This is a genomic window from Mycobacterium sp. 1245801.1, assembly GCF_001673055.1.
Taxonomy (GTDB): Bacteria; Actinomycetota; Actinomycetes; order Mycobacteriales; family Mycobacteriaceae; genus Mycobacterium; species Mycobacterium europaeum_A.
Genome location: NZ_LZKY01000129.1, coordinates 1 through 22,278, shown reverse-complemented (window position 1 = coordinate 22,278; position 22,278 = coordinate 1). Strand labels below are relative to the sequence as shown.

Sequence of the window (22,278 nt, the reverse complement as noted above, 5' to 3'; positions counted from 1 at the left end):
CCTTGGGGCCCGCAGGTCTTCCCGCTCGCGATAGCGTTCCATCTGCTCGGGGTTGGCGACCAACGCCTGCAGCCCGATGGCCAGCGCGGTCGAGGAGGTGTTGCGCTGGGCGTCACCGGTGGCGTATTGGACGCGCACCGCGAAGGTCGACGTCGAGATGGACGGCCAGCACATCGCCAAGGGCGAACGCGTGGTGTCGACGCTGCGTTCGGCCAACCGCGACGAGGAGGTGTTCTCCTCGCCGTTCACCTTCGACATCGGCCGACAGCCCAACCCGCACGTGGCGTTCGGCGGCGGCGGACCGCATCACTGCCTGGGCGCGATGCTGGCCCGGGCCGAACTGCGCGCGGTCCTCGACGAGCTGCTGCTGCGCTGCGACGACATCGAGATCGGCCCGGCGAAGGTGGCCCATCCGAATCTGACCACCAACATGTCGATCTACGACGAGATGGCCATCTCGCTGACCGAGCGGCGCTGAATCACTTACGCGCGAAAGCTCAGTCGACCAACCGCAGCGCGGCCTTGGGACATTGGTCCACCGCGGCCCGCACATCGATCTCCAGACGCGGCGGCACCGGGCCGTCCGCGATCTGCACGACGTCCTCGTCGCCCAGCTCGAACACTTCCGGCGCAAGCGATTCGCAGAAGCCATTGGCCTCGCACAAGTTCTCATCGACCGTAACGCGCATCAGCTGCCCTCCACTTCTCATAGGCCCTTGGGTCGGGTCCCGATCACCCCGCCGGTCGCCAGGCGGGTCAGGTCTTCGTCGGTCAGCCCGCACCTTTCGCGCAGGACCTCCTCATTGTGCTCGCCCAGCTTCGGCGGCGGCCGCAGCAGCCACCGCTGCTGGCCGGCGAGCCGGGCGAACGGCGGGCAGGGGTAGAGCCCCAGCCCGGTGCTCGAATGATGCAATGCCTCGAAAAAGCCGCGCTCGCGCAGTTGGGGGTTGTCGGTGACCAGCGACGGCGACACCACCGGCGCTGCGGGAATTCCCGCGCCCGCCAACAGCTCCACCGTCGCATCGCGTGGCCGCCCGATGAACCAGTCCGCCAGCCGGGCATCGATGTCGTCGGCTCGACGGTGCCGCCCGGCGATCGTGGACAGCTCCTCGTCGTCGCACCACACCGGTCGGTCCATCAACGCCACCAGCGCCCGCCACTGCGCGTCGTCGCGAACGGTGATCGCGATCCAGTCGTCGGGTCCGGCGCACCGGTAGATGTTCTGGATCGCCGTGCCATGACCGCGGTTGCCGCGACGGCTCAACGTCACCCCGAACACTTCGGACTCGATCGCCTGAATCGCGGTGGCGTTGAGCACGGTTTCCAGCATCGGCAGCTCGACCAGCTGGCCGGTCTGAGTGCGTTCGGCGAAGTTCAGCGCGGCCAGCACGGCGAACGCGGCGTGCACACCGGCCAGCGGATCGCAGGCCCCGCGCGGTGTCACCGGGGGCGCGTCGGGCAGGCCGGTCACCCAGGCCAGGCCGGCGATCTGTTCCATGGTGGGCGCGAACCCGACGCGTTCGCGCCACGGCCCCTCGACGCCGAACGCCGGCATCCGGGCGAACACCAGTTTCGGGTTGACCTTGCGCAGCACGTCGTCGGTCAGCCCGAATTGCTCCATCACCCGCGGCGAGAAGTTCTCGATCACCACGTCGGCGCCGGCGACCAGCTCGGTGAACAGACCGCGGCCCCGCTCGGACCCCAAATCCAGTGTGACCGAACGCTTGTTGGTGTTCATCGCGTGGAACACCCAGCCGTACTCCCACCAGTCGTCCACGTCGGTGCGCATCCCGCCCGAATACCGGATGCCGTCGGGACGCTGGATCGACTCGATCTTGACGACGTCGGCGCCGAAGGCGGCCAGCAGGTGGGTTGCGGCGGGCCCGGCCCAGAAGGCGGTCAGGTCGACGACGCGGACACCGGCCAGCGGCAGCCCGTCGGGCTCGGGCTCCGCTTCGAATTGCGAACGGCGCCAGGGGGACTCGCTATCCCCCTCGCCCACGAGGGGCGTATCACCCACGGGTCTGGGTGCGCAGGCCGCCATCAGCCAGGGCGGCCGCGGCTGATCGAACCCGACGGGGTTGGCGACGAAGACTTCGCGCTCGCGCACGTACTCCAGCTCCCGGATGGTGGCACCGTTGCCCAGCGCCGCGATCGGCAGCCGGAACAGCTGTCCGAGTTCGACGATCTCCGCGACCGTGCGTTCGGCCAGCCAGGGACGGATCTGTTCGCGGATCAGGTCGCGGTATTGCCACCGGCCGATCTGAAACCGCAGCTGTTCGATCTCCTCCAGCTGCGGACATTCCACCATCGCGGCGAAATCGAGCCACTGTTGACCGGTGACCATAGTGATCCCGACGTAGCCGTCCTTGGCGGGTTCGATCGAGGGGACCTCGGTGGTGCGCCCGATCGGCGGGACGCACAGCAGCTGGGAATGCAGCCATTCGCTGCTCTGCATCGTGGTCAGCGCTTCCAGCATGGACAGGTCCAGGTGCTCGCCGGGACCGCCGCGCTCGACGCGGCGCCGGACGGCCAGGGTGCCGAAGGCGGCGAACACGCCGCCCATGTACTCGCCGAGATCGCCGCCGATGGCGATCGGCGGACCGGCGGGGTCGCCGCGGAAGCCGGGCGAGCCGGCCCACGCCTGCAAGGTGAACTCGGTGGCGGCCCGGTCCGCGTAAGGTCCGGTCCAGCCGAAGTCGGAGATGGTGACGATGATCGCCCGCTGCGAGTGTTCCAGCAGTCGTTCCGGGTCGATGCCCAGCGCCGCGGCGCGCGCCCGGCCGGCGGTGACGACGATGACGTCGGCGCCGGCCAGTTCGTCGCGGTAGCGCTGTGAGTCCGGAGCGAACGTCATGCTGCGCTTGCCCGCGTTGAGGTAGCTGAAGAACGGGGCGGCGCGCCCCTGGGCAACCGGGGACCCGCTGGCGGTGTAGCTCCGCAACGAATCCCCTTGCGGCGGCTCGATTTTGCGCACCTGCGCGCCGGCGTCGAGCAGCAGCTTCCCGCAGTAGCTGCCCGCTATCCGGTCACTGATCTCGACGACACGCAAATCGTGTAGCGGTGTCGGCCGGCTGTCGGCCCGCTCGCTCAATTACACCCGCCCTTCCGATCGGCATGCGACCAGGGAAGCTATTTATATCATTACTGTTAAAATAGCTAAGCCAGCGAGTTGCTTGTGTTTTGAGGATCGGATGACCGCCTTGGGAATTGGCCCCGACGCCCGGCGCCGGCTGTCGGCGCCGCGGATCGCCGAAATCGTAGCCGACGAGTTGCGCCGTCAGATCATCGACGGTGAACTCGCGGACGGTGATCTCTTGCCACGTCAAGAGGTGCTCGTCGAACAATTCAATGTGAGCTTGGTGTCGCTGCGCGAAGCCCTGCGAATTCTGGAGACCGAGGGGCTGGTTTCGGTGCGGCGGGGCAACCGCGGCGGCGCCGTCGTGCACGCCCCGGCCAAGACCAGCGCCGCCTACATGCTCGGGTTGTTGTTGCAGAGCGAGTCCGTGGAGCTCGCCGACCTCGGCATGGCCCTGCAGGAACTCGAGCCCGCCTGCGCCGCCCTGGCCGCTCGCCGGCCGGACCGGGCGAGCACGTTGGTACCCGAACTCACCCGGATCAACGAGTCGATGGCCGAAAACCTGGACGATGGAAGGCTTTTCACCGAAATCGGGCGCGAGTTCCATGACCACGTCGTGCGCGGTTGCGGCAATCACACGATCATCGCGGTCGTCGGCAGCCTCGAGACACTGTGGAGCAGCCACGAACGACAGTGGGCCGACGAGAGCGCGTCCCGCGGCACCTACCCGTCGCTCACTCAGCGCCGCGCGGTGCTCAACACCCACGTCAAGCTCACCGAGACGATCGCCGAGGGCAACGTCGATCGGGCTCGCCGCATTGCGGGCCGGCACCTGGCCGACACGCAGACCTACGTCCTGTCCGGTCAGCACGACCAGCGCATCTACGCGCTCTCCCCGCAGGCGTTGTCGCGGCCGCGAGACATTCGGCACTCCTGAAGGGCGGCCTGCACGGTCATGCGAACCGCATTGGTCACCGGCGGTAGCGGCGGGATCGGAAAGGGCTGCGCCCGCAAGCTGGTTGAGCGCGGTTACGACGTGGTCCTCTCGGCGCGCCGCGAGGCCCCGCTGCGGGCCGCCGCCGAGGAGATCGGTGCCCGCCACATCGTCGCCGACGCGTCCGACCCGAGCAACTTTTCCGCTGCCATAGGCACATTGGCGGCGATCGATCTCGTCGTTCACGCCGCCGGCGCGCTCGGGGGTACCTACGCACGCAAGCAGACCTTCGAGCAGTGGCAGGCCATCATGTCGGCCAACCTGGATTCGTGCTTCGTGGTGACCTCGGCGGTCCTGCCGAAGATGTCGGCGGGCTCGCGGCTGGTGTTCATCTCGTCGTCGGCCGCACACGAGCCGATGCCGGCCCGCACCGCCTACTCCGCGTCGAAGGCCGGGATGAACGCGTTCGCGCGAGCCCTGGCGCTCGAGGTCGACCGCGACGGCATCAGCGTGCATATCGTCACGCCGGGCCCGGTGGCCACCGAGATGCTGCAGGACGTCCCCTTCGAGATGTATGCGATTCAGGTGGCGGACGTCGCCGAGGCGGTCGCCTGGCTGGACACCGTCGACCCGTCGGTCGATCTGCCGGAGATCCGGCTGTCGGCCGTGGAGCGTGGCCCGTTCGCGCGACCGCCGGTCGTGCCGACCGAAGCCCGGCGCCGCGCGAAACGCGGCTGAGGCCTACGGCGCCGGAAAGGCTTTGATCACCGATTCGCCGAACTCGTGCAAGGACTCCGGGGCGGCGAAGTCGGCGAACCATACGTAGAACCGCTCTACCCGCTGGGCGGCCAAACCAGTGAAGTGTCCGATCAGCTCGTCGGCGTCGCCGCAGACCAGCCCCGATCCGAGGTTGCCGAATCGCCGGATGCTGACCTCGCGCACGCTATCGGGATCACCACCGGACCGCACGAAGCCGACCATCTGCTGAATCGACATCCGGGCCGTCCCCGCGGCCCCGACGAGCTTCGGCAGCCGGTCGAGCTGGTGCGCCGGTAGATTCCACCAATCCGCGTGCTCGCGAACGAGTTCCATCATCATGGGTCCACTCCCACCCAGGACCAGCGGTATCGGGTGAGATCTCGGCGGCGCTTGCGGGGCCGGGCCGTTTCGCTCGTCGCCGTCGCCCCAGTACTGCTTGAGCAATCTCAGATGCCGGCCGAGTTGTTCGACCCTCGCCCGCGGATCCTGTTGGCCGACATCAAATCTGGTGAACTCCGACGGCCATGATCCCGCGCCGAGGCCTAGCTCGAACCTGCCCTCCGACGCCTCGGACAACGTGACGGCCTGTTTGGCGAGCACGGCAGGGTGCCGAAACGCGTCGCACAACACCAGATGCCCGATCCGCAAGCGCTCGGTCTTGGCCGCCACCCAGCTGGCAATGCCCATTGCCTCCCAGATGCTTTCGTCGGGCAGCCCGGGCGCCTCGAGGTGATCGATGAAGGCGATACCGGCGAAACCGCTGGCCTCGGCCTGATGTGCCCGGTCCGCAATGTCGGCTGCCGACAATCTCACCTGGGGCAGGAACAGATACCACTCGGCCATGCGCCACCTCTACGTCGGATCCGTGCGATTGCGACGGCACGGCTAGTTTATTATCTTTACTATGTTAGAGGTCTTATGGATGTCGGGCTGAACTCGGAGCAGCTGACGCTGCGCGACACCGTACGCGACATATTACGTACGGAGTGTCCACCCGATGCCGCGCGTCAAGCGATCACCGACCCCGAGCGCTGGCGCACGCTGTGGAAGACGGTCGTCGACCTCGGCTGGACCGAGCTGGCCGCCCCGGGCGTCGGTGACTACGGACCGGTCGAGCTGGCCCTGGTTCTCGAGGAATGCGGTGCGGCGCTGGCCCCAATTCCGTTGTTGGGCAGCGTAGGTCTGGCCGCGGGCCTGCTGCGCAACACCGGGCTTGACGCGGTGCTGACCGACATCGCCGGCGGTGTCGTGGCCACGCTGGCGGTTCACGCCCAGGGATCCCGACTGCCCGGGGCGCCCATGACACTGCGCCAAGGACGCCTGCGCGGCACGGCGATTGCCGTCCCCAACCTGTCGCGCGCCGAGCTCGTCGTCACGCTGGCCCGCTGCGACGACGGTGACACCGTGGCGGCGGTCGCGCGCTGCGGCGACGGCGTCACCGCGGTGCCGGCGGCCGAATCCACCGATCCCGCTCACCCGTTGGCCGGCGTCGAGATCGACGCCGAGCCCGTCGCGGTGGCGCCCGCCGACCTCGATTCGGCATTGACGGCGCCCTGGGTGGCCGCGGCCGCCGACCTGCTGGGCGTGGCGAGCGCCGCGCTGCACCGCTCGGTCGAGTACGCGAAGTCACGGCGCCAGTTCGGCCAGCCGATTGGTGCGTTCCAGGGCATCAAACACGCACTGGCGGACAACTACGTCAGCATCGAACGCGCCCGCAGCCTGACCTACGCCGCGGCGGCGCGCCTTGCCGACCCGGACACGCCCTCGACCGACATGTGGACCGCCGCGGCGTTGGCCAAGGCGGCGGCCAACGATGCGGCGGCCAGTTGCACGCGCACGGCCGTTCAGGTGCACGGCGCCCTGGGGCAGACCTGGGAGCACGACGCCCACCTCTACGTCAGGCGCGCCTGGCAGGGCGCCGCCCTGCTGGGCGACAGCCGCGCCCTGTATTACGAGGTGGGCCGCCGATTCTGTGGGGGTGCCGCGTGAGTCGCACCGGCGACGATGCAGCGGGGGCACGCCCCCACAAGTGGGAGGTACCCCCGCCCGCTTGCGGGGGACGCCGCGACGAGGAGGAGCGGTGCCGGTGAGTGTCGTGGTGGACGAATTCGGCGCGTGGCTGGCGGAGTTTCTGCCCGACGACTACTACGCGAACTATCGGCAATACCGCTGGGATCTGAGTTTGCGGCGCGATTACCAGCGGGCCTCATTCGAGGCCGGGTGGTTGCAGCCGACCTGGCCCCGCGAGCACGGCGGCCGATCGCTGGGCCTGCGCGACGCCATGGAGGTCCGAATCGAGGCGGCACTGCGGTCGGCACCCAAGCTCCCCAACATCGCGGGGCCCGGCGTCGCCGCGCCGGGCATCCGGCAATTCGGCACACCCGCCCAGATCGAGCGTCTGCTCGTCCCGCTGCTGCGGGGCGACGAGTGGTGGGCGCTGGGCATGTCCGAGCCCGAAGCGGGGTCGGATTTCGCCGGCCTGCGCACCCGCGCGGTGCGCGAGGGCGACGTGTTCCGGGTCAACGGCCACAAGATCTGGACCACCCAGGCGCACCTGTCGCGGTGGTGCACCCTCTACGCCCGCACCGATCCGGACGCGCCGAAACACCGTGGCATCTCGTGCCTCATCCTCGACCTGCAGTCGCCCGGGGTCAGGATCGAACCCATCCGGATGTCGTCGATCTCCGATGAGACGTTCTGCGAGGTCTTCCTCGACGACGTCGCAGTGCCGGCGGAGAACCTGTTGGGACCGCTCAACGGCGGCTGGCACGTCGCCATGTCGTCGCTGCACCACGAACGCCAGATGATCTGGATCATGAACTGGGTTGAGATCAAACGCGGGCTCGACTCGGTGCGCGACGCCGCGGACTCGAGCCACGACGCCTACGCCGAACTCGGTGCACTGCTGGCAGACGCCGAAGCATTGCGGGCCACCGGTTACCGCGCCCTGGGCAACGAACTGGCGGGCCGGCCCAGCCCGGAAGCCGACACCATGAAACTGCTCGGATCGCTGACCTTACAGCGGGTTTGGGAACTCAGTGCGGCCGCGGCGGGCCCGGAATCGGCCACCGACCCGGATCTGCTGTTCGAACGCCAGGACGCGCTGGCCGCGACCATTTACGGCGGGACGTCGGAGGTCCAGCGCAACATCATCGCCGAGCGCCTGCTCGGGCTGCCGAAGGGATGACGACAATGGATTACGACCTCGGCGACGACGCCGGGCAACTGCGCAGCCACCTGCGCGAGCTGGTTGCCAACCACATCCCCGCCGACTTTCTGGGCGCCTGCACCGAAAACCCGCAGGACCTCGCCACCACCGAGACGTTCTGCAAGCTGCTGGCCACCGAGGGGCTGCTGGCGTTGGCGTGGCCGAAAGAGCATGGCGGCGGTGGTGGTTCGGTCTGGCAGCAGACGGTCCTGCGCGAGGAGATGTGGGCGCAGCACGAGCCGCGCGGTCCGCAGTACATGGGGATCAACTGGGTCGGGCCCGCGCTCATGCGGTACGGGACGGCCGAACAAAAGGCCAAGCACCTGGCGGCCATCGCCTCCGGGGACGTGATCTGGTGCCAGGGCTTTTCCGAGCCGGAGGCCGGCACCGACCTGGTGTCGTTGCGCACCCGCGCCGTTGCCGACGGCGACGGGTGGCGCATCACCGGCCAGAAGGTGTGGACGTCGTACGCGCTGATGGCGTCCTGGTGCGTGCTGGCGGCCTGCACCGATCCCGAAGCCCCAAAGCACAAGCGGCTCACCCTTTTTCTCATTCCGATGGACCGGGCCGGATTCACGGTCCGGCCGATCCCGTCGATGCTGGGACCGCACCACCTCAACGAGATGTTCCTGGACGACGTGCAGGCGTATCCCGGCGACGTGCTCGGCGAGGTCGGCGACGGCTGGCGGGTGATGCGCGAAGCCCTGGCGTTCGAGCGGGTGGGCATCGCGCGCTACGCGCGCTGCGAATCGCTGCTCGAACGGATGCGCGCCCAACTCGGCGACGACTGGGACCAGCTTCCCGAAACGATCCGCACCCGCTGGGTGCGCGCCCTCGTCGACCTGCGGGTCGCCCGGTTGCTGGCCTATCGCGCCGTGTCACTGCAGGACGATCCGGCGGCCGGGGCGGCCGCCAGCGCCGCACGCATCATCACCACCACGTGCGATCAGCTCGTCGCCGAGCTGCTGTTCGACGTGCTGGGCCCCACGGCGCTGGACAGCGGAACCTCCGCGGCGCTGCACGGAGCGATCGAAGACCATTGGCGTTACGCGCAGGCGGCCACGGTGGCATCGGGCACCATCGAGGTGCAACGCATGCTGGTGGCACGAGACGTATTGGGAGAACACAGGTGAAAACCGATTTGCCGCAAGACATCAGCGATTTCGCGGCCGTCGCGGGTAAGCGTTTGACCCGATTGGGCGGACCGCCGGCCGCGCTGCGCGCCGAGACCGACGACACCATCCGGAATGCGGCGCGCACCGCGCTCAACGACCTCGGTGCCTTCGAGCTCGACGTGCGCTCGGAGCCGGACGACCTGCTGGCCGCGGCGGTGCTGTGTCAGGCCGCCGGCGCCACCGTGCTCCCCTATCCGTTGGTGGAGGAGCTGCTGGCGATCGACGGCGCACGCCTGACCCTGGTCAATCCGAAAGCCCCGCGCATCGACCACGGCGATCTGGCCGGTGAGTGGGTCGCCGCGGACCTGGACGGCAATCGCTATCGGCCCCAGCCGGGGTCGCGGACCGGCGCCAAGCTGGGGCCGTTCCTGGTTCCGGCCACCTTGAGCGCACCCGATGCAAGCGTGCCCGCCGGTGACGTTAACCTTCATCTCGTGCTGGGATCATGGCGGATTCTGGGAGCGGTGCAGCAATCGCTGCGGGTGGTCACCGAGCACGTGCGCGCCCGGATCCAGTTCGGCAAGCCGCTCGCGGACTTCCAGGCCGTCAGGTTCGCCGTCGCCGATGCCGCCGTCGCGGTCCGCGGACTGCACGAACTCGCGAAGTTCACCATCTGCCGGCCGGAATCGCTTGCTGCACAGATCCATTCGGCCGACGCCCTGATTCTTCGGCTCAAGGCCGCAGACACGGCACGACAGGTGATGCGCACGTCGCACCAGTTACTCGGCGCCCTGGGTTTCTGCGACGAGTCCGACGTCAGCGTCCTCGACCGGCACACCCAGCCGCTGATCCGGTTGCCGCTGGGCACCGAGGAACTGGCCTTGCGCCTGATCCCCTGCGTCTCGGACGGGTCCTTCGAGACGCTGTTCAGTGAGCCGGTATCGGCATGACCCGCGCCGGTGACGATGCAGCGGCGGCACGCCCCCACATGTGGGAGGTACCCCCGCCCGCTTGCGGAGGAGAGCGGCGCAAATGAGCCAATCCCCAGCCGCCGCGGTGACGCCCAATCCGTTCGCTGAGGGCATCCCGTTCGGGGTAAAACTGCGGCAGCTGGCCGAAGAACGGCGCGACGATTTGGCCGTGACGATCGTCGCGCTCGACGGCAGCGCGGCCTCGCTGACCTTCGGTGAACTCGATGCCCGCGCCAACCAGTGGGGCCGTGCGCTGGCCGGCCGCGGGGCGCAAACGGGTTCACTTGTAGCACTGGCCATTCCGAACTCCCAGCATCTGGTGCTGGCGACGCTGGGATGCTGGAAGATCGGCGCGGTGCCCGTCCCCATGCACTGGGATCTTCCCGAGTGGGAACGCGACCGGGTGCGCGACGTCATCAACCCCGTCGTGGTCGTCGACGAACAGAGCCGCTGGGAACTCGACGCAAGCGCGGCCGGCGAACCCGATGGCGCCTTGCCGGTCGCCGTCTCCCCCACCGCCAACGGGATCTGCAGCAGCGGGTCTACCGGCGTGCCCAAGGTGATCCTCAACCTGGCGCCCTCGCTGTGGATCCCGCAACAGGGCGAACCGTTCCTGTCGAACTGGACACCGGTGGCCCAGCCGCAGACCATCATGGTGCCCGCGCCGATGTATCACACCAACGGCTTCGCCACCTTCCTGATGATGCTGGGTGGCGACCATCTGGTGATACTCGAAAAGTTCGATGCGGCACTGGTTCTCGATGTCATCGAGCGGTTCCGGATCACCAACTTCACCGCCACGCCCACCATGCTGGCGCGCATCGCGGCCCGACCCGACGTGCGGCGGCGAGACCTGTCCAGCATCGTGTTCATCCTGCAGGGCGCCGCGGTGATGCCGCCGTCGCTGTTGCACACCTGGTTCGAACTGCTCAGTCCCGAGCAGATCGTGACGGCATACGGCATGACCGAAAACCTCGGGCTCACCGCGCTGCGCGGCGACGAATGGCTAGCCCACCCGGGCAGTGTGGGCCGCGGATTCCGGGACACCGAGATCCGGATTCTGGACGCCGACAAGCGACCGCTGGGTCCCGGCGAAGACGGTGAGGTGTACCTGCGGGCGCCGATGAGCGCCGGATACCGCTATCTGGGCGGAGCGCCGCCGCTGCCGTCGACCGAGGACGGGTTCCGCTCCGCCGGCGACATCGGCCACCTGGACGAGGACGGCTACCTCTACATCGTCGACCGCCGCGTCGACATGATCGTCAGCGGCGGCGCCAACGTCTTTCCGGCCGAAGTCGAGTCGGCGCTCGCCGGCCACCCCGGCATCGCCGACGTCGTCGTGATCGGCCTGGCCGACCCGCAATGGGGGCGTCGGGTGCATGCCGTGGTTCAGCGCGCCGACTCCGACGGGGCCGCGCCACTGACCGAACAGGAAGTGATCGAGTACGCGAAGAACCACCTCGCCCCCTACAAAGCGCCCAAGACCGTCGAGTTCGTCGATGCGATTCCCCGGACCGCGGCGACCAAGGTCAACCGCTCGGCGATGATCGCGGCCCGGGGCGGCTAGTCCGGCGGCAACGGCGGGAATTGGGCCCGCTTCTCGATCGCTCCGCGGTAGGCATGCACGCGACCCGGGATCGTTCCCAGCACCGCGATGGTGTGGCCGTTACGGCCGTACGCGGCAACGAATTCCCACGAGTCGGGAACGCCTTCGACGAATTCCAGCGCATCGTATCCTGTTGGTACGCCGAGCATCTGGACCTTGACGTCGTATTGATCGGACCAGAAGTAGGGCAGCTCGTCGTAGGTGTCCGCGCGGTCGCGGCCGGCCAGCAGGGTCCGGGCGGCGGCCGCGCCCTGACGTCCGGCGTCGTCCCAGTGCTCGGTGCGCAGGTGGCGCTCGTAGAGCGGATGCCACCAGCGCGCGACGTCGCCGGCCGCGACGACCGGGACGCCCGCGGCGTCGCCTTGGACCGCGCCCGTGCCATCGCAGACCACTCCGTCGTCGACCCGCAGTCCCGTGCCGTCCAGCCACTCGGTCGCAGGCACCACGCCAAGGCCGATGACGACGAGATCGGCCGGCACCTGCGAACCGTCGCTGAGCCGAACCGCCTCGACCCGCCCGTTGCCGACGAATGCGTCGACACCCGCGCCGACCCGCAGGTCCACGCCATGGTCACGGTGCAATTGGGCCCAGTAGGGCGCCAACTCCTTGCCCAATGCGGCGAGCAGCGGGTTTTCGGCCTTCTCGATGAGGACCACGTCCAGGCCCAGGGATCGACAACTGGCGGCCACCTCCGCGCCGATGAAGCCGCCGCCCACCACGGCCACCCGCGGGCGCGCGCCGAGTGTTTCCCGGATCCCCAGGCAGTCCTCCACCGTGCGCAACGTCAGCACGCCGTCGGGCACCGGCCCGCCCGGCCACTCGCGCGGCACCGCGCCGCTGGCGATGACCAGTCCGTCGAATTGCACAGCGAGGTCGTGATCTTCGTCGCGAACGTGAACCGTACGCGCGGCCATGTCCAGCTTGAGCGCCGAAGCTCCGCGCAGCACGCGGGCATCGAGCTCGAACTGGGGCGCGAGGTCGACGCCGGCCCTGTGCACCTCGCCGGTGAGCAACTTCTTCGAGAGCGGAGGCCGGTGGTACGGGGCCTGGCGTTCGGCGCCCACAATGGTCAAGTCACCGTCATACCCCTCTTGTCGCAGGGTCTCCGCCGCCCGCGTCCCGGCAACGCCCGCACCGACGACGACAACCTGCCTGAGCTGATCTGTGGGCATCGGTCAGTCCTGCACCGTGATCGCCCGAGTGGGACACGACACCGCGGCGCCAATCAGCTTGTCCCGCAACGACTCCGACGGTTGCTCCTGCAGCACGTGGAGTCCGTCCTCTCGCACGTCGAACACCTCGTGGCAGATGCTCATGCACACGCCATTTCCATCGCAGGTGTCCAGATCCACCACAACCTTCATCGGACCTCGGCCTTTCTTGCCGCACCGGTGGAACTTTCGGTGCCTCGAGAACTGTCAGGACCACCCGACTTCGCTTGCGAGCGCGCGCGCTCCTTAGCCGCTCTCGCCACCGGCGAGTAGTTCAGGTAGTCGACCGCCATCTGCGTGGACGCCTCATCGTTGGGATGATGACTGGGCCGCAGGTACCGGACGGGCGTTGTCACCATGAGCTTCCACGGGCCTGGCAACCGGTACTCGCGGGCGGCCCACAACCAGTCGCGCCAACGCCACTTTTGGTCGATCGTGGGGTCTTGGGCCATCAGGTAGCGGGCACCTGCGACCCACCAGGCGATGAACAACGGCGTAGTGAAGAACATCGAGAACGCCCTGATCCAGTAGTTGCCGCTGACATGCTGGAACACGTCGTACACCAGCGAGCGGTGCTCGACCTCCTCGGCGCCATGCCAGCGCAGCAGGTCGAGCATCATCGGGTCGGCTTTCGCATAGTCCAGGCCTCGGTTCGTCAGCACCCACTGGCCCAACATCGCGGTGTAATGCTCGAGCGCCGCCACATCGGCCAGGCGTCGATACAGCCACCACCGCTTCATCGCGGGCGTAAACCACCTGGGCGGATCACCCAACGTCAGTGACAACAACCTGCCGAGCCGGTCGGTGTACGGCTTGGTATCGATGCCCTGCTCGGCCAGATGGTCCAACACCACCTGGTGCGCCCATGCATGCCAGGACTCCTGCTGAATGAACGGTTTGATCGCCGCCTCCAGCTCGGGATCATCGACCAGCGACGACGCTTCGAGGACCGCCTTGATGAAGTGCCGCTCACCCTCGGGCAGCAAAAGATGCAACACGTTGATCATGTGCGTCGAGAACGGGTCGCCGGGCACCCAGTGCAGCGGGGTGTCCGACCAGTCGAATCGAACCATCCGTCGATACTTCGGATGTCCCTCGTGGTGAAGTTGGACTTCTGGCATCTCCGAATCCTTTCCTCCCTCGGCCAACCGCGGCGCGCCGGTCGATTTTCCAAGGAGCGGTCGACTTGCGAGTCGAACCTCGACCCCCGTCGCGTTTCACCGCCCCCCGTTGAGTGCCGCACTTCGCCGAGTACAGCTGTTCACTGGGCGCGTACCCGCACCGGCGGCCAGCTATTCGCTCCTGCGGTGCCAAGCACCTGAGAATTCGCTGTCGAGACCCGCCATCGTCTTCGATCAAGGGATAGGTTGCCAGGCGCGGTAACCTCGTTCTCATGGCGCGAGCAGCGCGCAATGGAAGGGGACCACTCGCTCATGGCCGACCCCGGCGACGACATCGAGATCACGCGCGGCGACCGCTTCATCAAGACGGCCGTGGCGATACTGGGCGAAACGGGACGCACCGACTTCACCGTGCAGGAGGTCGTCGCACGGTCCAAGACGTCGTTGCGCGCCTTCTACCAACACTTCAGCAGCAAGGACGAGTTGCTGCTGGCTTTGTTCGACCGAACCATCGCCCAATCGGTCAAGACCTGGCGCGCGGAGACGACGGGACTGGACAGCACCTCGGCGCTGAAGCTGTTGATCGACCGACTCAGCCAGCAGCCGGAATCGAGCACCCAGGACAGCCTCAACCGCGCGTTGACGCTCTACAACCAACACCTGGCCGAGACCCGGCCGCGCGAATACGCCCGGGTGCTCTCTCCCCTGCACGGACTGATTCGCGACATCGTCGGGCAAGGCATCACCGAGGGGGTCTTCAACCCCGGATTGGACGTCGGCGCGGCGGCCGCCATCGTCATGCAGACGATGATGGGTGCGCAGCGATTGCATTGGCTCGGTTCGGAATTGAACGGAACGCCGGTCGACGCCGGCCAGCTGTACGACTTCTGCAGCCGCGCCCTGGGCATCCGCGACACCGACGAAGAGTCGACCGCCCCGTCGCTGGCCGAGCTGTTCGGCCAGATCGGCATGCGCCCCACGACCCGCAATGGCCAATTCGCCATGACCATGCCGGTCAGCCCCGCGGTCGTCAACACCTCCGGCGCGCTGCAGGGCGGCCTGATCGCCACGCTCGTGGACGTGGCGGGCGGACAATTCGGGCTGGACTACCTGCAGCCGGGCACCACGATGACCACCGCGGATCTATTCATCCGCTACCTGCGGCCGGTCCGGCAGGGGGCGGCCTTCGCGGTGCCCACGATGCTGCGGTCCGGACGACGGGCGATGGTGATGCAGGTCGACATCTACGGCGACGGAGACGACGAACTGCGCGCCACGGCCACCGTGAATTTCGCCGTCATCAACGGCGACACCCCGACGGGCGGGCTGCGAGCCGACGGCTGAACCGCTATACCCTGTTGCGCACAAGTGGTAACGTCGTTACCACAGGTGAGAATTGAGACTTCTGCTAGGAGATCGCCATGCCGTCCCGGGAACTACCCTTCCCCGTCTTCGACGCGGACAACCACATGTACGAGCCGCAGGAAGCGCTGACCAAATTCCTGCCGGAAAAGCGCAAAAACGTCATCGACTACGTCCAGGTACGCGGCCGCACCAAGATCGTGGTGCGCGGGCACATCAGCGAATACATCCCGAACCCGACGTTCGAAGTGGTGGCTCGCCCGGGCGCACAGGAGGACTACTTCCGCAACGGCTCACAGGGCAAGAGCTACCGCGAAATCCTCGGCGAGCCAATGAAGGCCATCCCCGCCTTCCGCGAACCGGGTGCGCGCCTGGAGGTTATGGACGAGCTCGGCATCGACTTCGCGCTGATGTTCCCTACCCTGGCCAGCCTGGTCGAAGAGCGCATGAAGGACGACCCGGAGATGACCCACGACGTCATCCACGCGCTCAACGAGTGGATGTACGAGCAGTGGTCGTTCAACTATAAGGACCGCATCTTCGCCACCCCGGTGATCACGTTGCCGATCGTCGACCGCGCGCTCGAGGAGCTTCAGTGGTGCCTCGAGCGCGGCGCGCGCACGGTGCTGGTCCGCCCGGCGCCGGTGCCCGGTTACCGCGGCAGCCGGTCGTTCGGCCTCGAAGAGTTCGACCCGTTCTGGCAGGCCTGCGTGCGCGCCGAAATCCCCGTCTCCATGCACGCCTCGGACAGCGGTTACTCGGAGCTGCTCAACATCTGGGAACCCGGCGACGAATTCCTGCCCTTCAAGCCGACCGCCTTCCGCAGCCTGGCCATGGGTCACCGCCCCATCGAGGACGCGTTTGGCGCCCTGATCTGTCACGGCGCGCTGACCCGCAACCCCGACCTGCGCATCCTGTCCATCGAGAACGGCGCCGACTGGGTGCCCAACCTGTTCAGGGGCCTCAAGGGCGTCTACAAGAAGATGCCGCAGGCCTTCGCCGAGGACCCGATCGAGACGTTCAAGCGCTGCGTCTACGTCAGCCCGTTCTGGGAGGACCGGTTCACCGAGATCGTCAACATGGTCGGCACCGACCGGGTGGTCTTCGGATCCGACTGGCCGCACCCCGAGGGCCTCAAAGACCCGATCACCTTCGTCGACGAACTCGCCGAGTTCAGCGATGAGGACAAGGCAAAGATCATGGGCGGCAACCTGATGAAGCTGATGAAGGTCTCGGCGCCCGCCAAGAAGCCGGTCTCGGCGTAGTCGCTTAACTGACCGCTCGCCGGCCCCGTGTAGCGGGGCCGGCGTTGGGTACTCGTCGAGGCGTGGCACCGCACGATGGGACGCCGGTCAATATCGACGACGACGTCGCGTTTCTCACCGAGCAGATCGACGCGCTCAAGCGACTCGGACAGCGTGACGACGTCGACGATGAAGAGGTCTACGACCTCAACATCCGGTGGGGCACCGCCCTCGCGGGACGGCTGCCGCGCGTGGCGCACTACAGTTCGCTGGGCCAACTCGGCGAGGACGATCAGCGGCGGTTCGGTTCGCTGTGCGATCAGCTACGCGAGTTATCGCCTCTGATAGAGCGATTCGACCTGACCCGGCCGAAGCTTCCCGGATCCAACGAGGGCCAGGCTAGCGGGGGTCATGCTTGGAAGCGTCCGTGGCGCCTGGCGCGTAGGTGAGAAAGTCCTTGTCGGACAATCTGATCGCGGTCCGTGGTTTCGCGCAGTCCGGATTGCGACAGGTCAGCGCGACCAGGTAGGCGTCGGCGTCCTCATTCAGAAACAGGTAACCCAGGTAGAGGGCGTCGCCCACGGCGAAATCCGTTACGCCGCAGGCTTCACAATGTCCGCCCTTGGCGGTGACTTGCTCCAGGACGCGATGTCGGGCCACCGAATCCAAGCTGATCAGCTCGGGACGTACCCCGACCCCCTCGGTCGCCGTGTCGGTCATCTCAGATTTCCACGTCCTTGTCGTAGTACACGCGGTCTTCGCGCCAGCCTCCGGTACCCATGCCGATGCCGGCGTAGTCCTCGACGAACTCGATCTGGTTGATCCACTTGGCCATCTTGAATCCCACTTGGGTTTCCACCCGCAGACGCAACGGCGCGCCGTGCTGGATCGGCAAAGGCGTGCCGTTCATTTCGTACGCCAGCAGGGTCTGCGGCTTGTCGGCGAACTCGAGGTCAAGCACCTCGTAGAATTGGCCTCCGCCGTGCGACGCCGGCTCGTCGGTGCTGTTGTCCTGCATGGTCAGGAAGCAGACGTAGCGCGCCTGGGGCAGCGGCCGCACCAAGTCCACCAGCTGACGCAGATGGACTCCGGTCCACTGGCCGATGCTGGTCCAACCTTGGACGCAATTGTGCATCACGCATTGGGTTTCCGGCTCGGCGAGGGCCCGCAGCGCGCTCAGGTCCAGGGTCACCGGGTTTTCCACCAGTCCACCGACCCGCAGTCGCCAGTCCACGAAGTTGTGCACCGCCATCACCTTGTATTCCGTGCTGGTGGGCGGCTTTCCGTTGACGCGGTGCTGCTTTGAGATCTTGTGGGCCGGATAGTTCTGTCGGGAATTGAGCGGCCGCAACAGCAGACGACGAGCGGCGGTGACCACCGCCCCCAGCACCCGCTGCACCGACCGCGGGTTGCGCAGGCTCCAAATCGTGGCCGCCACATGGATGCCGATGATCGCCGCAATGATCATCAGTGAGATCGCGGTCGACCAGTAGGTGTTGCGAACGGCGCCGAAAATCATTGCCGCGGTGAGCCGGCCCCAACCCCAAAAGAAAATCATCGACAGGTGAATCGCGATGAAGACCAGGAAGGCGACCAGACCCAAGAAGTGCAAGCTGCGCGCCCATTGGCGACCGCCCCACATCTGCACGTACCACGGGAACCGCGCCTCGATCGCCGGCGACTGAGCGGCCCCGGTCAGGATCTGAAACGGCGCAAGGATGAAGACGACTCCCGCGTACGTCAGCTTCTGCATGGCGTCCAGCGGCTCGCCGGGCAGCACCGGCGGAAGGTTGAACGACAGATACGTGACGATGTCGTCCCACGCTTCGGGGAAAATCGACCATGACGCGGGCCAGTAGCGGTGCCATTGGCCGGTGGCGAACAACAGGATGTAGTACGACAGGCCCAGCAGGATCCAGCCGATCACCACGAAGAAGTGCCAGTGGCGGCCCACGCCCAGCTGCGCGCGGCCGGGCAGCGAGATGAACGGGCTGTAGTCCTCTTCTTCGTCAAGGGTGTCGTAGATCCTGTCCCGCGGCATGACCTTTCGGGTAAAGCGGGCCCACTCCGAGCCCGGCTTGCTGTCGTCGTGCCAGTACAACTTCGGGTGGGTGGCCAGGATCTCGAGACCACTGCGCAGGATCAGCGTCACGAAAAGCACGTTCAGCCAATGATCGATGCGCAGCCATACCGGATAGTCCAACGTCGTCATGCCCGGGCCCCGTCAGTCATACCACTGCTGGCTGTGCGGATAGGCGACGTTGATGCCCGACAGCACGGTCGTGTGCACGGCGATGAAAGCCGCCGCGCACACCATCGCCAGCGTCCCCGGCGCGAAGTCCCATCGGGCGGTCACCGCTTCCAATCCCGGCGGGCCGATCCACCGGGTGAGGACATACACGATGATAAAGGCCGAGCAAATCAGGCTGCCGAAATACCAACCGCCTTGGGGCACTGAGGGTTTGATGCCGATCAGCATGGCGCTCGCGGCGATTAGGCAGGCGGCCGCCAACACGGCGACGTACGCGGCGAAATACCCGGGCAGGTACGGCCGGCTGGCCAGCACGTAGACATGCACCGCAACCAGGCCCGTCAGCAACGCCCCGCCCAGCGCGGTCACCGCACGGGGCAGGTTGAACGCCACCCAGCCGTTCAAGGTGAGCACTGGTGACGTCAGCAGGCGCCGCCAAAGCGCCGTCGCGCGTCGAGCCACGAGATCGGCCACGACAGCGAGGTACCCGCGCCAAACCGGCCGCAAACGGGGCCGTTTACGCGTCAAGGGCCGCGATCTTCGCAGACGTCAATTGCATTTGCCAACCGAATTAGCCGACACAATTCACAGCGGTAACCAAACCGTTGCATTACGCAGCCAAGAACCATTGCTAATGTGAACAACCACGTGTGCAAATTGGGTCAACCCATTGACCCGGTTTTCGAGTCGGCCCTTGGTTGGCGGGCCGCTCGGGGCTGCTAGGAGGACGGCCAGATGGTGGCCGAAAAAGACTGGGACAGAACCGTCGGTGCGGCCGAGGACGTGCGCCGCGTCTTCGAGAACGTTCCCGCGCTGTTGGTCGGGCTCGAGGGGCCCGACCACCGATTTGTCGCGGTCAACGCGGCGTACCGCACACTCAGTCCGCCAATCGACTCCATTGGGCTATTTGTGCGCGACATCTATCCCGAGCTGGAGAGCCAAGAAATCCTGCACATGTTCGACCGGGTATATCAAACGGGCGAGCCACAGTCGGGCACGGAATGGCGGGTCCAGGCCGACTTCGACGGCGCGGGGCAGGCACAGGAACATTTCTTCGACTTCATCGTCACGCCGCGCCGGGCGGAGGACGGCTCGATCGAAGGCGTGCAGCTCGCCTTCGTCGACGTCACCAGCCGCGTGCAGACGCGAATGGCCGACGAAGCGCGCCTCGAGGAACTCTCCGAGCGGTACCGCAACGTCCGCGATTCCGCCACCGTCATGCAGCAGGCACTACTGGCACCCTCGGTGCCCGTCACTCCCGGCGCGGACGTGACCGCACAGTACCTCGTCGCCGCGGAGGACACCGCGGCCGGCGGCGACTGGTTCGACGCGATACCCCTCGGCGACCGGCTGGTGCTCGTCGTCGGTGACGTCGTCGGCCATGGCGTCAAAGCGGCCGCGGCGATGTCGCAACTGCGCACCGCGCTGCGGATGCAGGTCGTCGCGGGATATCCGATCGCCGAAGCGCTCGAGGCCGTCGACCGATTCCGCAAGCACGTCCCCGGATCCAACACGGCCACAATCTGCGTCGGCTCCCTGGACTTCGCCGCCGGCGAATTCCGGTACTGCACCGCGGGACACCCGCCGCCGCTGCTGGTGACGGCGGACGCCACCGCGCGCTATCTCGAGCCGTCGGGCGCGGGACCCCTCGGCAGCGGCACCGGTTTTCCGGTGCGCACCGAATTCCTCGACGTGGGCGACTCGATCCTGCTCTATACCGACGGTTTGATCGAAAGACCCGGCCGGCCACTGGGCGCCAGCACCGCCGAATTCGCCGAGCTGGCCGCGAACATCGCCGGCGGACAACGCGGGTTCGTCATCGAATCCTCGCAACGGGCGATCGACCGCATCTGTTCGGAGACACTGGAATTGCTGCTGCGGTCGACCGGCTACAGCGACGACGTGACACTCCTTGCGGCACAACGCCGGACGCCGCCCGCGCCGCTGCACCTGACACTGGACGCGACGATCCGTGCGGCGCGCATGGTACGCACCCGCCTGCGCCAATGGTTGTCGGAGGTGGGCGCCGACGCGGACGACATCTCCGATGTGGTGCACGCGATCTCGGAGTTCGTCGAAAACGCGGTCGAGCACGGGTATGCGACCGAGGTCACCGACGGCGTTGTGGTGGAGGCGACGCTGTCCGGCGATGGCAGCCTGCACGCCTCGGTGAGCGACCGCGGCCGGTGGAAGGATCACCGCGAGGGCGAGACGGGGCGTGGTCGCGGCCTCGCCATGGCCGAGGCCCTGGTGTCGGAGGCGCACGTCCGCCACGGAGCCGAGGGAACGACCGCCAGTCTGACGCACCGACTCTCGCGACCGGCGAGTTTCGTCACCGATTCCGTGATCAGCCGGGCGGCCGAGCGGCGCACGTTCAACGCGGAATTCGCCTCCGAGGTCAGCGAACCGGGCCGCATCGTCGTCAGCGGCGACGTCGACTCGAACACCGCATCCATCCTGGACCGTCAGATCGCCGTCGAAAGCCGTTCCGGCGTCGCGCCATTGACGGTCGACCTCAGTGCCGTCACCCACCTGGGATCGGCGGGCGTCAGCGCACTGGCCGCCGCCCGCGGGCGGGCCCAGCGGCAAGGCAGTGAATACGTGTTGGTGGCCCCGCCGGGCAGCCCGGCACACCATGTCTTGTCACTGGTCCAGATCCCGGTGGTGAGCGGCCTCGCCGAGAACCTCGTCGCCGAGGGTTAAGCCCGGTCGGCCCTGTCGCCGTGCCGCACCTGGTTGAACGGCACCCCGCGGTCGGCGGCGTATTCCCGGGGGAAGCCCAGCACCCGCTCGCCGATGACGTTGCGGGCCATCTCGGTGGTGCCGCCGCCGATGGCGACGGTCTGCCGGGACAAATAGCGCAGACCCGTTTCGAGTCCGGCGCCCGGTTCCCCGACGACTCCGGCACTTCCCGCGATCGCCAGCGCCGTGTCGACATCGGTCGTCGTGGTCTCGGAGTGAAACAGCCGGATGAGCGTCCCGGCGGCCGGCGGCAGCGCGCCGTCTCTGACGCTGCGGTACACGTGACCGATCAGTTGCTCGGCCACCGCGCGGTGCACCAGGGCGCGACCGGCCATCTCCTGCACGCGTTCGTCGTCGGCCTGTCCGGTCTTCTCCGCAAGGGCCACGTAGTCGACCGGAATCGCGTTGCGGCACATCACGATGCTCAGCGGTTCCAGCGAATTCTGCGAGGAGTTCCTCGACGGTGTCGACGTGGGAGACGACGCCGTCGTCGGCGAGGTTAACGGCGGCTGGGCGGTGGCCTCGCGGCAGCTCTACCACGAGCGCCGAGCGGTGGGGCAGGGGTCCGAGTTCGCCAGCGGCGGTGGCAGCGAGGGCGGCAACGCGATTCCGGTCGACTACGTGGCCCTTGCGGAGAAGACCGGACAGGCCGACGACGAACGCGTGCAGGAGATG

The 22,278-nt window shown here is 67.4% G+C and carries 20 protein-coding genes and 3 pseudogenes; 13 read left to right on the top strand and 10 right to left on the bottom strand.

The window, feature by feature from the left end:
* Positions 1-82: 82 nt before the first annotated feature.
* A pseudogene (locus A5622_RS07650) lies at positions 83-478 on the top strand (cytochrome P450); the annotation flags it as partial.
* 19 nt (positions 479-497) lie between these two features.
* Here A5622_RS07650 and A5622_RS07645 read toward each other — a convergent pair.
* Both A5622_RS07645 and A5622_RS07640 read right to left on the bottom strand, forming a co-directional pair.
* On the bottom strand, positions 498-689 hold the full coding sequence (locus tag A5622_RS07645) for a ferredoxin (RefSeq protein ID WP_066866641.1): 192 nt from the start codon (positions 687-689) through the stop codon (positions 498-500).
* Between the two features lie 17 nt (positions 690-706).
* The gene (locus tag A5622_RS07640; RefSeq protein ID WP_066877681.1) at positions 707-3,094 is read right to left on the bottom strand and encodes a CoA transferase; all 2,388 of its coding nucleotides are present in this window, start codon (positions 3,092-3,094) and stop codon (positions 707-709) included.
* A gap of 100 nt (positions 3,095-3,194) precedes the next feature.
* Here A5622_RS07640 and A5622_RS07635 point away from each other — a divergent pair, with 100 nt between their 5' ends.
* Together A5622_RS07635 and A5622_RS07630 are read left to right on the top strand one after the other, a co-directional pair.
* Positions 3,195-4,016: a FadR/GntR family transcriptional regulator gene (locus A5622_RS07635; protein WP_066866638.1), complete on the top strand. Its 822-nt coding sequence runs from the start codon at positions 3,195-3,197 to the stop codon at positions 4,014-4,016.
* A gap of 18 nt (positions 4,017-4,034) precedes the next feature.
* Entirely contained in the window at positions 4,035-4,751 is a 717-nt protein-coding gene (locus A5622_RS07630) for an SDR family oxidoreductase (protein WP_066866636.1), read from the top strand.
* Between the two features lie 3 nt (positions 4,752-4,754).
* Here A5622_RS07630 and A5622_RS07625 read toward each other — a convergent pair whose 3' ends face one another.
* A complete protein-coding gene (locus A5622_RS07625; protein WP_066877679.1) occupies positions 4,755-5,615 on the bottom strand; it encodes an LLM class flavin-dependent oxidoreductase in 861 nt (286 codons plus the stop codon).
* A gap of 75 nt (positions 5,616-5,690) precedes the next feature.
* Between A5622_RS07625 and A5622_RS07620 the strand changes: the two genes are divergently transcribed.
* The 5 genes from A5622_RS07620 (at position 5,691) to A5622_RS07600 (ending at position 11,633) form a co-directional block, all read left to right on the top strand.
* Entirely contained in the window at positions 5,691-6,761 is a 1,071-nt protein-coding gene (locus A5622_RS07620) for an acyl-CoA dehydrogenase family protein (RefSeq protein ID WP_066877677.1), read from the top strand.
* Between the two features lie 106 nt (positions 6,762-6,867).
* Positions 6,868-7,959 (top strand): acyl-CoA dehydrogenase family protein, encoded by a 1,092-nt coding sequence (locus tag A5622_RS07615; RefSeq protein WP_197497883.1) that lies wholly within the window; start codon positions 6,868-6,870, stop codon positions 7,957-7,959.
* Positions 7,956-9,113 carry an acyl-CoA dehydrogenase family protein gene (locus tag A5622_RS07610; protein WP_197497882.1) on the top strand — a complete coding sequence of 386 codons (1,158 nt, stop codon included), beginning with the start codon at positions 7,956-7,958 and terminating at the stop codon, positions 9,111-9,113. Before A5622_RS07615 ends, A5622_RS07610 begins: the two co-directional genes overlap by 4 nt.
* A complete protein-coding gene (locus A5622_RS07605; protein ID WP_066877674.1) occupies positions 9,110-10,045 on the top strand; it encodes an acyl-CoA dehydrogenase family protein in 936 nt (311 codons plus the stop codon). Before A5622_RS07610 ends, A5622_RS07605 begins: the two co-directional genes overlap by 4 nt.
* 82 nt (positions 10,046-10,127) lie before the next feature.
* Entirely contained in the window at positions 10,128-11,633 is a 1,506-nt protein-coding gene (locus A5622_RS07600) for a class I adenylate-forming enzyme family protein (protein WP_066877672.1), read from the top strand.
* Here the strand turns inward: A5622_RS07600 and A5622_RS07595 are convergent.
* From A5622_RS07595 to A5622_RS07585, 3 genes are read right to left on the bottom strand one after another with little or no spacing between them, the layout of a single operon-like run.
* Positions 11,630-12,844: an NAD(P)/FAD-dependent oxidoreductase gene (locus A5622_RS07595; RefSeq protein ID WP_066877670.1), complete on the bottom strand. Its 1,215-nt coding sequence runs from the start codon at positions 12,842-12,844 to the stop codon at positions 11,630-11,632. The two genes, A5622_RS07600 and A5622_RS07595, sit on opposite strands and share 4 nt — an antisense overlap.
* Before the next feature lie 3 nt (positions 12,845-12,847).
* Positions 12,848-13,036, bottom strand: coding sequence for a ferredoxin (locus A5622_RS07590; protein WP_066877668.1), 189 nt, complete (start codon positions 13,034-13,036; stop codon positions 12,848-12,850).
* Complete coding sequence (locus A5622_RS07585; RefSeq protein ID WP_066866655.1) at positions 13,033-14,004, bottom strand: metal-dependent hydrolase; 972 nt, start codon at positions 14,002-14,004, stop codon at positions 13,033-13,035. The genes A5622_RS07590 and A5622_RS07585 overlap by 4 nt, the downstream gene beginning before the upstream one ends.
* 312 nt (positions 14,005-14,316) lie before the next feature.
* Here A5622_RS07585 and A5622_RS07580 point away from each other — a divergent pair, with 312 nt between their 5' ends.
* The 3 genes from A5622_RS07580 (at position 14,317) to A5622_RS07570 (ending at position 17,059) form a co-directional block, all read left to right on the top strand.
* Positions 14,317-15,348 carry a hotdog fold thioesterase gene (locus A5622_RS07580; RefSeq protein WP_066866618.1) on the top strand — a complete coding sequence of 344 codons (1,032 nt, stop codon included), beginning with the start codon at positions 14,317-14,319 and terminating at the stop codon, positions 15,346-15,348.
* Positions 15,349-15,425: 77 nt separating this feature from the next.
* Entirely contained in the window at positions 15,426-16,631 is a 1,206-nt protein-coding gene (locus A5622_RS07575) for an amidohydrolase family protein (protein ID WP_066877667.1), read from the top strand.
* Between the two features lie 62 nt (positions 16,632-16,693).
* Positions 16,694-17,059, top strand: a complete 366-nt coding sequence (locus A5622_RS07570; protein ID WP_066866614.1) for a hypothetical protein — start codon at positions 16,694-16,696, stop codon at positions 17,057-17,059.
* Here the strand turns inward: A5622_RS07570 and A5622_RS07565 are convergent.
* The 3 genes from A5622_RS07565 to A5622_RS07555 are packed head-to-tail and all read right to left on the bottom strand — an operon-like array spanning position 17,010 to position 19,335.
* Positions 17,010-17,330: a hypothetical protein gene (locus tag A5622_RS07565; RefSeq protein WP_066877665.1), complete on the bottom strand. Its 321-nt coding sequence runs from the start codon at positions 17,328-17,330 to the stop codon at positions 17,010-17,012. The genes A5622_RS07570 and A5622_RS07565 overlap by 50 nt on opposite strands.
* A 1-nt stretch (position 17,331) precedes the next feature.
* Positions 17,332-18,822, bottom strand: coding sequence for a molybdopterin-dependent oxidoreductase (locus tag A5622_RS07560; RefSeq protein WP_066877664.1), 1,491 nt, complete (start codon positions 18,820-18,822; stop codon positions 17,332-17,334).
* 12 nt (positions 18,823-18,834) lie between these two features.
* Positions 18,835-19,335 carry an oxidoreductase gene (locus tag A5622_RS07555; protein WP_066877663.1) on the bottom strand — a complete coding sequence of 167 codons (501 nt, stop codon included), beginning with the start codon at positions 19,333-19,335 and terminating at the stop codon, positions 18,835-18,837.
* A 261-nt stretch (positions 19,336-19,596) separates the two neighbouring features.
* On the opposite strand from A5622_RS07555, the gene A5622_RS07550 reads away from it, so the two are divergent.
* Positions 19,597-21,564, top strand: a complete 1,968-nt coding sequence (locus A5622_RS07550) for a SpoIIE family protein phosphatase (protein WP_066877662.1) — start codon at positions 19,597-19,599, stop codon at positions 21,562-21,564.
* Here A5622_RS07550 and A5622_RS07545 read toward each other — a convergent pair.
* Positions 21,561-22,010: pseudogene (locus tag A5622_RS07545) on the bottom strand (acyl-CoA dehydrogenase family protein); the annotation flags it as partial. The gene A5622_RS07550 and the pseudogene A5622_RS07545 overlap by 4 nt on opposite strands.
* On the opposite strand from A5622_RS07545, the pseudogene A5622_RS07540 reads away from it, so the two are divergent.
* A pseudogene (locus tag A5622_RS07540) lies at positions 22,009-22,278 on the top strand (acyl-CoA dehydrogenase); the annotation flags it as partial. The pseudogenes A5622_RS07545 and A5622_RS07540 sit on opposite strands and share 2 nt — an antisense overlap.